Here is a 13,290-nt window from a genome sequence, read left to right on the forward strand (position 1 = left end):
CAGCGGGTACTCCGCCGTTCATTCCGGGCCTTCTTGTACACGGGGGCGTAGGCGGGCCCGCACGCGCGGCCGCGGCGGCGGCAAAAGCGTTCGCCAGGATTTTCCCCGGGATGAGATCCTGGAATCCGTATGTCTACGCATCCTGCCCCCGCCCTCGGCACCCTCGCCCCCCGGCTGACCGAGCTGTCCCTGCGCGACGCGCACCGGCTCGGCCGCAGGCTCGAGGGTGCGCGGAAGATCCGTAAGCCGGAGGCCCGCGCCGCCGTTCTCGCCGAGATCGAGACGGAGGTGGCCAAGGCCGAGCAGCGCATCGGTGAACGCCGGGCCCGGGTTCCCGCCGTCAGCTACCCCGAGCAGCTGCCCGTCAGCCAGAAGAAGGACGTGATCGCGGAGGCCATCCGTGATCACCAGGTCGTCATCGTCGCCGGTGAGACGGGATCCGGGAAGACCACCCAGATCCCGAAGATCTGTGTCGAGCTCGGCCGTGGTGTGCGCGGCATGATCGGGCACACCCAGCCCCGGCGGATCGCCGCGCGTACCGTCGCCGAGCGGGTGGCGGACGAGCTGGACACCCCGCTCGGTGAGGCCGTCGGCTGGAAGGTGCGGTTCACCGACCAGGTCAATCCGGACGGCACCTTCATCAAGCTGATGACGGACGGCATCCTGCTCGCCGAGATCCAGACCGACCGCGAGCTGCGCGCCTACGACACGATCATCATCGACGAGGCCCACGAGCGGTCCCTCAACATCGACTTCCTGCTGGGCTACCTCGCCCAGCTGCTGCCGAAGCGGCCGGACCTGAAGGTCGTCATCACGTCGGCGACCATCGACCCCGAGCGTTTCTCCCGGCACTTCGGTGACGCGCCGATCATCGAGGTCAGCGGGCGGACGTACCCGGTGGAGGTGCGCTACCGGCCGCTTCTCGAGGAGGACGGGGACGACGCCGACCGTGACCAGATCACGGCGATCACCGACGCCGTCGAGGAGCTGATGGGCGAGGGCAAGGGCGACATCCTCGTCTTCCTCTCCGGCGAGCGGGAGATCCGCGACACGGCGGACGCGCTGGAGAAGAAGAAGTACAAGTTCACGGAGGTGCTGCCGCTGTACGCGCGGCTCTCGCACGCCGAGCAGCACCGCGTCTTCCAGCAGCACACCGGGCGCAGGATCGTGCTGGCGACCAACGTCGCCGAGACCTCCCTCACCGTCCCCGGCATCAAGTACGTCATCGACCCCGGCTTCGCCCGGATCTCCCGGTACAGCCACCGCACCAAGGTGCAGCGGCTGCCGATCGAGCCGATCTCGCAGGCCAGCGCCAACCAGCGCAAGGGCCGCTGCGGACGCACCAGCGACGGCATCTGCGTCCGGCTGTACAGCGAGGACGACTTCACCGCGCGGCCGGAGTTCACGGACGCCGAGATCCTGCGGACCAACCTCGCCTCCGTCATCCTGCAGATGACCGCGGCCGGCCTCGGCGACATCGAGAAGTTCCCCTTCATCGATCCGCCGGACCACCGCAACATCCGCGACGGTGTGCAGCTCCTCCAGGAACTGGGAGCGCTGGACCCGGCGCAGAAGGACGTACGCAAGCGGCTCACCGACACCGGGCGCAAGCTGGCCCAGCTGCCCGTCGACCCTCGGCTGGCTCGGATGGTCCTGGAGGCCGACAAGAACGGCTGTGTCCGCGAGGTCATGGTCATAGCGGCGGCGCTCTCCATCCAGGACCCGCGGGAGCGCCCGGCGGAGAAGCAGGCCCAGGCCGACCAGCAGCACGCCCGCTTCAAGGACGAGACCAGCGACTTCCTGGCCTTCCTCAACCTCTGGCGGTACGTCCGCGAGCAGCAGAAGGAGCGGGGCTCGTCGTCCTTCCGCCGGATGTGCAAGCAGGAGTACCTCAACTTCCTGCGGATCCGCGAGTGGCAGGACATCTATACGCAACTGCGTACGGTCGCCAAGCAGATGGGCCTCCATCTCAACGACGAGGACAACGCAGCCCCCGACGACCGCGTCCACGTCTCGCTGCTGGCCGGACTCCTCTCCCACGTCGGCATGAAGGACGTGAAGGAGGGCGCGAAGAACGAGTACCTGGGCGCGCGCAGCGCCAAGTTCGCGATCTTCCCGGGTTCGGCGCTGTTCAAGAAGCCGCCGCGGTTCGTGATGTCGGCGGAGCTGGTGGAGACCTCCCGTCTCTGGGCCCGGGTCAACGCGAAGATCGAGCCGGAGTGGGTGGAGCCGCTCGCCGGGCACCTTCTCAAGCGCACGTACAGCGAGCCGCACTGGGAGAAGGACCAGGCGGCGGTGATGGCGTACGAGAAGGTCACGCTGTACGGCGTGCCGATCGTGGCGCAGCGCAAGGTGAACTACGGGCGGATCGATCCGGAGGTCAGCCGGGAGCTGTTCATCCGCAACGCCCTGGTCGAGGGCGACTGGCGTACCCACCACAAGTTCTTCGCGGACAACCGCAAGCTGCTGACCGAGGTCGAGGAGCTGGAGCACCGCGCGCGGCGCCGGGACATCCTGGTCGACGACGAGACGCTGTTCGACTTCTACGACCAGCGGGTGCCCGAACACGTCGTCTCGGGTGCGCACTTCGACTCGTGGTGGAAGCACAAACGGCACGAGCAGCCCGACTTCCTCGACTTCGAGCGCGAGATGCTCATCAACGAGAAGGCGGGTGCGGTCACCAAGGACGACTATCCGGACTCCTGGCGTCAGGGGCCGCTGAAGTTCCGCGTGACGTACCAGTTCGAGCCGGGGGCGGACGCGGACGGCGTGACCGTCCACGTGCCCCTCCAGGTGCTCAACCAGGTCACGGACGAGGGCTTCGACTGGCAGATCCCGGGCCTGCGGGAGCAGGTCGTCACGGAACTCATCCGGTCCTTGCCCAAGCCCATCCGCCGCCACTACGTACCGGCGCCGAACTACGCGCAGGCGTTCCTGGACCGGGCCGTGCCCCTTCAGGAGCCGTTGACGGTGACCATGGCGCGGGAGCTGAAGCGCATGGTGGGGGTGCCGTTCGACGCGGAGGACTTCGACTGGGCCAGGGTGCCCGACCACCTGAAGATCACTTTCCGGATCGTCGACGAGCGGCGCCGCAAGCTGGCGGAGGACAAGGACCTGGAGGTCCTTAAGGTCCGGCTGAGGCCGAAGGCGCGCAAGGCGCTGTCGCAGGCCGCGGCCGCCACCGCCGAGCGCAGTGGCGGCGAGTCCCTGGAGCGCACCGGGCTGACGGACTGGACGATCGGCACGCTGTCCCGGGTCTTCGAGACGCGCCGGGCGGGCCAGCCGGTGAAGGCGTATCCGGCGCTGGTCGACGACGGTCCGGCGGCGAACACCGTCTCCGTACGTCTCTTCGACACCGAGGCCGAGCAGGCGCAGGCGATGTGGAAGGGCACGCGTCGGCTGATCCTGCGCAACATCCCGGTCAGCCCCGCGAAGTTCGCGAGCGATCGCCTGACCAACCAGCAGAAGCTGAACCTGTCCGCGAATCCGCACGGTTCGATCCAGGCCCTGTTCGACGACTGCGCGATGGCCGCGGCGGACAAGCTGATCGCGGACTTCGGCGGGCCGGTGTGGGACGAGGAGTCGTACCGCAAGCTCTACGACAAGGTCCGCGCGGAGATCGTCGACACGACCGTCCGCACGGTGGGACAGGTGCAGCAGGTGCTGGCCGCCTGGCAGGCCTGTGGGCGCCGTCTGAAGGCCACGAAGAGCCCGGCGCTGCTGGCGAACCTCCAGGACGTGCGGGGGCAGCTGGACGCGCTGGTGAAGCCCGGCTTCGTCACGGAGGCGGGGGTCGGGCGGCTGCCTGACCTGATGCGGTACCTGGTCGCGGCCGACCGGCGGCTGCAGCAGATGCCGACCGGCGTCCAGCGGGACACGTCCCGGATGGAGAAGGTCCACGAGATGCGGGACGAGTACGCGTGGCTGCTGGAGCAGATGCCGCAGGGGCGGCCGGTCCCGCGTCAGGTCCTGGACGTCCGCTGGATGATCGAGGAGCTGCGGGTCAGCTACTTCGCGCACGCGCTGGGCACGGCGTACCCGGTCTCCGACAAGCGGATCGTGAAGGCGATCGACGCGCTCGCGCCGTGACGAGGCCCGCACGGAGGGTGAGTTCGACCAAGGGGCTCACCCTCCTGTAGAGTCTCTTCTCGCAGCGCAACGCAAGAAAAGCGCCGCAGAACCTGGTCCTGTGGAGCAGTTTGGAGTGCTCGCCACCCTGTCAAGGTGGAGGCCGCGGGTTCAAATCCCGTCAGGACCGCAGCAGAAGAGACCCGCACCGATCGGTGCGGGTCTCTTCTTGTGTGCCCCGCGCGCCCGCCCCGGCCGCGGCCGGGGCGCTGTTCGCTGCCGCTCTTCCGTCGCTTCCCGCCCCGTGGCCACCAAAAGCCCTCAGTGCCCGTCTCACGGCCTTGACGGCGTCACATTCGCTCGGTACTCCAAAGACAGGGCACGTTCCCCGTGTGCCCCCTGGAGGTGGCGTATGGCGGCATCGGTCAGGCACGAGACGCGGGCCCTGCTCCGCGCGCATCTGTCGGCCGCGTCGTCGTACGGCCACCTGACGCGCCACTGCCCGATCTGCCACCGGCTGCTGCGGCTGGCGTTGGACTCGCCCGCCTCACAGTCGCCGACGGGCCGTCAAGAGGGCCCCGAGGACGGAAGCGCGCCCACCGGGTGAAGCCCGCCGGCCTCAACGCCCTTGCCACGCCGACCTGCTGGAGTCCTCGCCTCCAATAGCGCACATATGCCAGAGCCAACAAGCAGCGCGCCGTGTGACGGGTGTCACCGCATGAGTTTTTGAAACCGTGGCACTTACAGCTCTCCTACAACTAGTCAATTTAATATGTGCAATGGCACCCGTCTCCGGGGTCCTCGCACAGCGGATCCGACACCCCTCCCCAGACTCCGACAAGGCCGCTCACGACAGCCGGCCCGCCGCCCACCGGCCGGCACAGGACCGGACACCGGGGCGGGCCTGCCGCACGGTCGGACGCGGCCGGACGCGGCCGGACGCGAGGCCGGACACAAAAAGATCGCGCTGGACCCGGCGGAGTCCAGCGCGATCACACGACGCACCCCTGTTGGGGCAGGAACGGCATCGTTTGTAGCTGTGGTGCCGAGCGTCCCGACAGGTTGGGGGACCTGCCGTTTTGCCCGGTTATTCAGTTGTTCAGGCCTCGCTGCGCTGCTGCGGAATGCCCGCGAGCAGAGCGCGGACCTCGGCTTCGCGGTAGCGGCGATGCCCGCCGAGCGTGCGGATCGACGTGAGCTTGCCGGCCTTCGCCCAGCGCGTGACCGTCTTCGGGTCGACGCGGAACATGGTGGCGACCTCAGCCGGGGTCAGCAGCGGCTCGGCATCAGGGGTGCGAGCGGTCATGAGCGGCCTCCTCGGGAGAACCGAACCTTCTCGGTTCTTTCCTCTAAATTCTGCACCTTGACCCGCGTTGCCCGAAATGGCGGACGCGAGTCGAGTCGGTTATAGGACGAACGGCTTGTCCTCGGCACTACAACTACACCATCCGTCCAGCCGCGTCGGCCAAACCGATGGAATTGCCCTCCCAGGTGTTCATCAGCGACGGAAGCCGATGGACCATGCCATAGCGGACAGTCACGCCCCTGTGACGATCAGTCACAGAGCGATCAGAGGTCACCAGACCTGACACCAGACCCCCCAAAGCGTGCAATGCGAAGATTCCGCCCACAGTGCATCACAGCAGGACGGAAGGAGCCCTCCCCGGACTCCTTGTCCTATTTTGGCATGAGGAGGGGGAAGCGGCGCAAGAGTGCTGTACGTGCGGTCCGTCACGCTTGACGCATACGCCCGGATCGGGACCTACGTCCCCTGTTGCCGGAAGATCAGCCCACTCCGGGCGGGTGTCGGATCGGAAGACGAAACCCCACATCGGGCGGTACGTCAAACGTCAGTTCGCCGACCGCCGGTCCCGCACCGTCCGCCAGCGCTCCACGAGCCGCCCGTACGCCGCCCCCGCCGTGACCCCGTCGCCGTGCCGGAGCGCCTCGATACCCTCGGCCACATCCGCGGCGGAGTGGTCGTCCTCCAACTCACCGGCCGGGAGGGCGTGTACGAGCCCGCCGTAGTCCAACTCCACCAGGGACCGCGGATGGAACTCCTCCAGCCAGCGCCCCACGTCCACCAGGCCGTCGATGAGCGGCCCCTCGTCCATGGCCTCCTTCAGGGCTCGCAGCCCCCGGGCCACCCGCCGGCGGGCCTGCACCATCGGCGTCCGGTAGCGCAGCACGGGCGCGGTCGCCCCTTGGCCGTCGCCACCCTTGTCGTACTCGCGCTCCGCGTCGGAGACCAGCACGAACCAGTTGATCGGCACCTGCCAGGTCGCGGTGCGGATCCAGGGGCGGGCGTCCGGGTTGCGCTCCAGCCAGCGCTCGTAGTCCTGGGCGCTCTCGCGGCGCACGACCGGTGGGAGCAGGGCGTCCAGCACCGGTTCCGGGAAGTCCTCGGCCAGTTCCCCCAGTGCCTGCCAGCCGCGCAGCCGGGTCCGCCAGGGGCAGACGCAGACCACGCCGTCGACCTCGGTCACGAAGGCGTCCGCGCTCTCGTGCACCGGTACCGCCACGGGCGGGGTGGGCAGCAGGTCGGCCAGGGAACGGCGGAGCTCGTCCTGGTAGGAGGGCAGGTCGGCGCGGCGGGCATAGCGGGTCCAGTGGCCGCGCTCCGCCTCCGGGAAGGCGGCCAGCGGCTCGTACACACGCAGGTACGCCGCGTACGGGACGACCACCGAGGACACCTTGGGCACGCCTGCTCCCTCCCCCGCGCACCGCGGCGAAAACCTGCGGAAGCCGATCACAAACGCGCGGGAACCTCCGCGAATCGTCGCACGCCCGTACTCCGTGCGGAGGTGATCCTGAGCACTGTGCGGCGGGCTGACGCCCCCAGGCTCTAATCTCATGCCACAGTCCCCGCCACCCGCACGGGGACCCTCTCCACCCGCCGCAACTACACAGGAGTCACCACCGTGACCGACGTAACCGGCGCACCTGCTGATGTACTGCACACCCTGTTCCACTCGGACCAGGGGGGACATGAGCAAGTCGTGCTCTGCCAGGACCGGGCGAGCGGCCTCAAGGCCGTCATCGCCATCCACTCCACCGATCTGGGCCCCGCGCTCGGCGGTACGCGTTTCTACCCGTACGCGAGCGAGGCGGAGGCCGTCGCCGACGCGCTGAACCTCGCGCGCGGAATGTCGTACAAGAACGCCATGGCCGGTCTCGAGCACGGCGGTGGCAAAGCCGTGATCATCGGTGATCCGGAGCAGGTCAAGAGCGAGGAGCTGCTCCTCGCCTACGGCCGGTTCGTCGCCTCCCTCGGCGGCCGGTACGTCACCGCGTGCGACGTCGGTACGTACGTCGCCGACATGGACGTCGTGGCGCGCGAGTGCCGCTGGACCACCGGCCGCTCCCCCGAGAACGGCGGCGCGGGTGACTCCTCCGTGCTGACCTCCTTCGGCGTCTACCAGGGCATGCGGGCCGCCGCCCAGCACCTGTGGGGCGACCCGACGCTGCGCGACCGCACCGTCGGCATCGCGGGTGTCGGCAAGGTCGGCCACCACCTGGTCGAGCACCTGCTCGCGGAGGGTGCCCACGTCGTCGTCACGGACGTCCGCAAGGACGTCGTGCGGTCCGTCACCGAGCGGCACCCGTCGGTGGTCGCCGTCGCCGACACCGACGCGCTGATCCGGGTGGAGAACCTGGACATCTACGCCCCCTGCGCGCTCGGCGGCGCGCTGAACGACGACACCGTGCCGGTGCTGACCGCCAAGGTGGTGTGCGGCGCGGCCAACAACCAGCTCGCCCACCCGGGGGTGGAGAAGGACCTCGCCGACCGCGGGATCCTCTACGCGCCGGACTACGTGGTGAACGCCGGCGGTGTCATCCAGGTCGCCGACGAGCTGCACGGCTTCGACTTCGACCGGTGCAAGGCGAAGGCCGCGAAGATCTACGACACCACGCTGGCCATATTCGCACGTGCGAAGGAGGACGGTATTCCGCCGGCCGCCGCGGCCGACCGGATCGCCGAGCAGCGGATGGCGGAGGCACGCACCGGGCAGTGATCCCGTGACCGTCCGGCCGGTGATCCGGCGGTGATCCGGCCGGTGATCCGGCGGTGATCCGGCCGGTGATCCGGCGGTGATCCGGCCGGTGATCGCGTGCTGGTTCGGGGAAGGGTCCTCGAAGGTTTGACCGGTACCCGCCGGGGGGCAGTTAGAGAGAACTCTCACTTATCCCGGCGGGTCGACCGTCGAAAGGTGGTTAAAATCGCCGTTGACCAGCGAGGACGGGGCGCCTCGATGGTCCTGGGCGTAGCCACGTCCTACGGGCGACGTACCGTATGGGCGTGGGCTCAGGTACCGTGGAAGCCCTACGGACCGGTCTCTCCACGGAGAGCCCGTTCCGGACCATGAACGCGTGTCAAGACTCTGGGGCCGTCGAGCCCCGTCGTTGAGGGGGTCGAGCCATGGGGCGCGGCCGGGCCAAGGCCAAGCAGACGAAGGTCGCCCGCCAGCTGAAGTACAACAGCGGTGGGACTGATCTCTCCCGCCTGGCCGAGGAGCTGGGCGCATCGCCGTCGAATCCGCAACCGCCTAACGGCGGCGAGCAATTCGAGGACGATGAGCAGGACGATGACGTGTACGCACGGTACGCCGACCTCTATGAGGACGACGACCACGACGAGGACGGCCAGTCCCCGCAACAGCGACGCGGCGCTTGACCCTGCACTGAACACTCACCCGGTCGGTGACTCACGTCACCGACCGGGTTCTGTGCTACCCGCACGGCCGTTCGGGCGATGTGCCACTGCGCGCACCGCTCGCACGGCCGTCATCACCCGCACGTTCGCCATCACCCGAACGGCCGTCGTCTCGTCTCAGCCGGCGTAGTCGCCGACGAGGGCGGCGCCCGTCTCGTGGTCGTCGCGGTCGGTGATCTCACCGGCCACCCAGGCGTCCACACCGCGGTCGGCCAGGGTCGCCAGCGCCACGTCCGTCGACTCCTCGGGGACGATGGCGATCATGCCCACGCCCATGTTGAGGGTCTTCTCCAGCTCCAGGCGCTCCACCCGGCCCGTCGTACCGACGAGGTCGAAGATCGCGCCCGGGGTCCAGGTGGAGCGGTCGACGACGGCGTGCAGGCCTTCGGGGATCACACGGGCCAGGTTGGCGGCGAGTCCGCCGCCGGTGACGTGGCTGAAGGCGTGGACCTCGGTGGTGCGCATGAGGGCCAGGCAGTCCAGGGAGTAGATCTTGGTCGGCTCCAGGAGCTCCTCGCCGAGGGTGCGGCCGAGGCCGTCGAGGTGCGCGTCCAGGGACAGGCCGCCCTCGTTCAGCAGGACGTGGCGAACGAGCGAGTACCCGTTCGAGTGAAGCCCGGAGGCTGCCATGGCGACGACCGCGTCACCCTTGCGGATGCGGTCCGGGCCGAGCAGCCGGTCGGCCTCCACCACGCCGGTGCCGGCGCCGGCGACGTCGAAGTCGTCCGCGCCGAGCAGGCCGGGGTGCTCGGCCGTCTCGCCGCCCACCAGGGCGCAGCCGGCCAGTACACAGCCTTCGGCGATGCCCTTGACGATGGCGGCGACACGCTCGGGGTGGACCTTGCCGACGCAGATGTAGTCGGTCATGAAGAGCGGCTCCGCACCGCACACCACGATGTCGTCCATGACCATGGCGACCAGGTCGTGGCCGATGGTGTCGTAGACGCCGAGCTGCCGGGCGATGTCGACCTTGGTGCCGACACCGTCCGTGGCGGAGGCGAGCAGGGGGCGCTCGTAGTTCTTGAGGGCGGAGGCGTCGAAGAGGCCGGCGAAGCCGCCGAGGCCGCCGAGGACCTCGGGGCGCTGTGTCTTCTTCACCCACTCCTTCATCAGTTCGACGGCGCGGTCGCCCGCCTCGATGTCGACGCCCGCGGCTGCGTAGCTGGCACCAGTTGTGTCAGGCATGACGATGAGAACCTTCGTGTCGTACGGCAGGGAGGCGGACGGCTACGGGCGACGGATGGCGTCGGTGGCGGCCGTACCGGCGGGCCCGGCGGCCAGCTCGGTCTCCAGGAGCTGCTTGCCGAGCAGCTCGGGGTCGGGGAGGTCCATCGGGTACTCGCCGTCGAAGCAGGCGCGGCACAGGTTCGGCTTGGCGATGGTGGTCGCCTCGATCATGCCGTCGATGGAGATGTACGCCAGGGAGTCGGCGCCCATGGAGGTGCCGATCTCCTCGACGCTCATGCCGTTGGCGATGAGCTCGGCACGGGTCGCGAAGTCGATGCCGAAGAAGCAGGGCCACTTCACCGGCGGGGAGGAGATCCGGATGTGGATCTCGGCGGCGCCCGCCTCGCGGAGCATGCGGACCAGGGCCCGCTGGGTGTTGCCGCGGACGATGGAGTCGTCGACGACGACCAGCCGCTTGCCCTTGATGACTTCCTTCAAGGGGTTCAGCTTGAGGCGGATGCCGAGCTGGCGGATGGTCTGCGAGGGCTGGATGAAGGTACGGCCGACGTAGGCGTTCTTCACCAGGCCGGCGCCGAACGGAATGCCGGAGGCCTCGGCGTACCCGATGGCGGCGGGGGTGCCGGACTCCGGGGTCGCTATGACCAGGTCGGCGTCGGCGGGGGCCTCCTTCGCCAGCTTGCGGCCCATCTCGACACGCGAGAGGTAGACGTTGCGGCCGGCGATGTCCGTGTCCGGGCGGGCCAGGTACACGTACTCGAAGACACAGCCCTTGGGCTTCGCTTCCGCGAATCGGGAAGTGCGCAGGCCGTTCTCGTCGATGGCGACGAACTCGCCCGGCTCGATCTCGCGGACGTAGGAGGCGCCGCAGATGTCGAGGGCGGCGGACTCGGAGGCGACGACCCAGCCGCGCTCCAGCCGGCCGAGGACCAGCGGGCGGATGCCCTGCGGGTCACGGGCGGCGTAGAGGGTGTGCTCGTCCATGAAGACGAGGCTGAAGGCGCCGCGCACCTGGGGCAGCACCTTGCCGGCCGCCTCCTCGACGGTCAGCGGCTTGCCGTCGTCGTCCACCTGGCCCGCGAGCAGCGCGGTGACCAGGTCGGTGTCGTTGGTCGCCGCGACCCGCGTCGAGCGGCCGTCCTGCTTGGGCAGGTCGGCGACCAGCTCGGCGAGCTGGGCGGTGTTGACGAGGTTGCCGTTGTGCCCGAGCGCGATGGAGCCCTGCGCGGTGGCACGGAACGTCGGCTGGGCGTTCTCCCACACGGAGGCACCGGTGGTCGAGTAGCGGGCGTGACCGACCGCGATGTGACCCTGGAGCGAACCGAGAGAGGTTTCGTCGAAGACCTGGGAAACCAGGCCCATGTCCTTGAAGACGAGGATCTGGGAGCCGTTGCTGACCGCGATTCCCGCGGATTCCTGGCCCCGATGCTGGAGGGCGTACAGCCCGAAGTACGTGAGCTTTGCGACCTCTTCGCCCGGGGCCCAGACACCGAAGACGCCGCAAGCGTCCTGGGGGCCCTTCTCGCCGGGAAGCAGATCGTGATTGAGTCGACCGTCACCACGTGGCACGTCTCCGAGTGTAGGCGAGGTCGACCACTGGTCCGAATTGGGGACATCGGCTCACGCGTGGCTCACTGGTCGGCGACGGCCCGGACGGTGGTGCCGTCTTCGCTGGTCAGCGTGAGGGTTTCATGATCGATCCGGTAGTCGACCCGGCCGTCGAAGAAGCGGAGCATCCGCTTCTCGGCGTCCATGAGTGAGCCTTCGCACATCATTCGGGTGGTGGACGGGACGCCGAGGGTGATATGTCCGTCGCTGACGGTGGCCCCGGCGTTGACGTGGTTACAGGGCAGGCGGCCGGCGACGGTTTTCGCGTCCCGGTCGAAGGTGAGGTGGGCGCGGCCCTCGGGCCCCGGGGCCGTGACGGTCCACTTCGTGCCGTACAGGGACGCGTCCGGCTGCCTGCTGAGCCGGACGGTGTCGCCGTCGGAAGTGGTGAGGGTCAGGCGTTCGCCCGCCGTGTCGGTGGTGAGCGAACCGGCGGTGAGGGCGCGGCCGAGGGACTTCTCGAAGCCGATGGGCGTCCTGTCGCAGGCCTTCTCGGTGAACACGGCGTCGCTCAGCCGGACCCGCTCGCCGTCGACGGCGGCGCGGGCGCTGAAGGTGTTGCAGCCGGTGCTGCCCACCGCCTCGCCGCTGTCGTCGATCCGGACGCGCGCCGCGTCCGGTGCCTTGTGGGTGGTGCCGTCCACGGTGACGCTGTCGATGCTCCACCGGACACCGGTGACGGGCTTGTCCGCGCCGACGGATCCGCTGCCGCTGCCGCCGTCCGCCTTCTCGCTGCCGCAGGCCGCCGCGAGCGGGACGAGCGCGACAACGGCCGCGACGGCCAGGCTCCTGCCGCGCTGCTGCCGCCGCTTCTGCTGCCCCTGCTCGTGCTGCCTCTGCTGCTTCTGCCTCTGCTGCTTCTGCCTGTACATGCCGATTCGACGGAGGCGCGGAGGATCCGGTTCCCCCCGCCTGCTCACCTGAGCAGTGGCAGCAGTTCCCCCAGGTCGGCCCGCTCCCCGCTCGCGCTCACCTTCGCCCCGGCCACGGCGTCCTTCCAGGCCAGCCGCCCGGTGGCCATCCTGACCCAGGTCAGCGGGTCGGTCTCGACGACGTTGGGCGGGGTGCCGCGGGTGTGCCGGGGGCCCTCGACGCACTGCACGACGGCGTACGGCGGGACCCGCACCTCCGTCGAGCCGCCGGGCGCCTTCGCCGCGAGCGCGTCGGCCAGCAGCCGGGTCGCGGCGGCCAGGGCCTGCCGGTCGTACGGCACGTCGAGGCCGGGCACGGCGGCGTTCAGGTCGTCGGTGTGGACGACCAGCTCGACGGTGCGGGTGACGACGTAGTCGGCCAGCGGCAGGGCGCCCGCGCTGGTGGGCAGCAGCCGGCTACCGGGGTGGGCGTCGAGGCGGTCGGTGAAGCGCCGCTCGGTCTCGGCGAGGTGGGCGTCGAGGTCGGGGTGCTCGGCCGCGAGGCGCCGGGCGGTGCCGGCGATGGCGTCCGCGTCGGCGGCGATCGCGAACGGCCAGTCGAGCAGGTGCCCGTCCTGCCGTGCGGGCTCCGGCTCACCGAGCAGCCGGTCCACCGCCGTCAGGGCCATGCCGACGTGCGCCACCAGCTCCCGTACGGTCCAGTCGCCGAGCCGTGTCGGCAGGGCGAACTGCTCGGGGGTGAGGGTGCGGACGGCCGCCCGTACGTTCCCGAACTGGGCCAGTACGGCGGTACGGGTCCGGGCGGGGTCGTAGGCGCGGAGACGTTTCCTGACGGGCGGCATG

10 protein-coding genes and 1 tRNA gene are annotated in these 13,290 nt (G+C 69.6%); 5 read left to right on the forward strand and 6 right to left on the reverse strand.

Annotated elements, in window-relative coordinates; genetic code table 11:
* Positions 1 to 129: 129 nt before the first annotated feature.
* The 3 genes from hrpA to QC283_RS35780 all read left to right on the forward strand — a co-directional run bounded on the left by hrpA (position 130) and on the right by QC283_RS35780 (position 4,675).
* Positions 130 to 4,089, forward strand: coding sequence for an ATP-dependent RNA helicase HrpA (hrpA, locus tag QC283_RS35770; protein WP_279565949.1), 3,960 nt, complete (start codon positions 130 to 132; stop codon positions 4,087 to 4,089).
* 94 nt (positions 4,090 to 4,183) lie between these two features.
* Positions 4,184 to 4,258: transfer RNA gene (locus QC283_RS35775), tRNA-Asp, on the forward strand.
* 222 nt (positions 4,259 to 4,480) lie between these two features.
* Positions 4,481 to 4,675, forward strand: coding sequence for a DUF6274 family protein (locus tag QC283_RS35780; protein ID WP_279565950.1), 195 nt, complete (start codon positions 4,481 to 4,483; stop codon positions 4,673 to 4,675).
* A 492-nt stretch (positions 4,676 to 5,167) separates the two neighbouring features.
* On the opposite strand, the gene bldC is transcribed toward QC283_RS35780, so the two are convergent.
* Entirely contained in the window at positions 5,168 to 5,374 is a 207-nt protein-coding gene (bldC, locus tag QC283_RS35785) for a developmental transcriptional regulator BldC (RefSeq protein ID WP_003949541.1), read from the reverse strand.
* Between the two features lie 544 nt (positions 5,375 to 5,918).
* Complete coding sequence (locus QC283_RS35790) at positions 5,919 to 6,770, reverse strand: hypothetical protein (protein ID WP_279565951.1); 852 nt, start codon at positions 6,768 to 6,770, stop codon at positions 5,919 to 5,921.
* 219 nt (positions 6,771 to 6,989) lie between these two features.
* Here QC283_RS35790 and QC283_RS35795 point away from each other — a divergent pair, with 219 nt between their 5' ends.
* Positions 6,990 to 8,084 (forward strand): Leu/Phe/Val dehydrogenase, encoded by a 1,095-nt coding sequence (locus tag QC283_RS35795; protein ID WP_279565952.1) that lies wholly within the window; start codon positions 6,990 to 6,992, stop codon positions 8,082 to 8,084.
* Between the two features lie 404 nt (positions 8,085 to 8,488).
* Positions 8,489 to 8,743 (forward strand): DUF3073 domain-containing protein, encoded by a 255-nt coding sequence (locus QC283_RS35800; protein ID WP_279565953.1) that lies wholly within the window; start codon positions 8,489 to 8,491, stop codon positions 8,741 to 8,743.
* A 156-nt stretch (positions 8,744 to 8,899) separates the two neighbouring features.
* Here the strand turns inward: QC283_RS35800 and purM are convergent, their stop codons facing one another.
* From purM to QC283_RS35820, 4 genes are all read right to left on the reverse strand, one after another.
* The gene (purM, locus tag QC283_RS35805) at positions 8,900 to 9,967 is read right to left on the reverse strand and encodes a phosphoribosylformylglycinamidine cyclo-ligase (RefSeq protein WP_279565954.1); all 1,068 of its coding nucleotides are present in this window, start codon (positions 9,965 to 9,967) and stop codon (positions 8,900 to 8,902) included.
* A 42-nt stretch (positions 9,968 to 10,009) separates the two neighbouring features.
* Positions 10,010 to 11,536 carry an amidophosphoribosyltransferase gene (gene purF / locus QC283_RS35810; RefSeq protein WP_279565955.1) on the reverse strand — a complete coding sequence of 509 codons (1,527 nt, stop codon included), beginning with the start codon at positions 11,534 to 11,536 and terminating at the stop codon, positions 10,010 to 10,012.
* 62 nt (positions 11,537 to 11,598) lie between these two features.
* Positions 11,599 to 12,447: an META domain-containing protein gene (locus tag QC283_RS35815; protein WP_279565956.1), complete on the reverse strand. Its 849-nt coding sequence runs from the start codon at positions 12,445 to 12,447 to the stop codon at positions 11,599 to 11,601.
* A gap of 44 nt (positions 12,448 to 12,491) precedes the next feature.
* Complete coding sequence (locus QC283_RS35820; protein WP_279565957.1) at positions 12,492 to 13,289, reverse strand: maleylpyruvate isomerase family mycothiol-dependent enzyme; 798 nt, start codon at positions 13,287 to 13,289, stop codon at positions 12,492 to 12,494.
* Position 13,290 lies beyond the last annotated feature (1 nt).

Origin of the sequence: Streptomyces sp. DH41, assembly GCF_029813785.1 — a bacterium.
Taxonomy (GTDB): Bacteria; Actinomycetota; Actinomycetes; order Streptomycetales; family Streptomycetaceae; genus Streptomyces.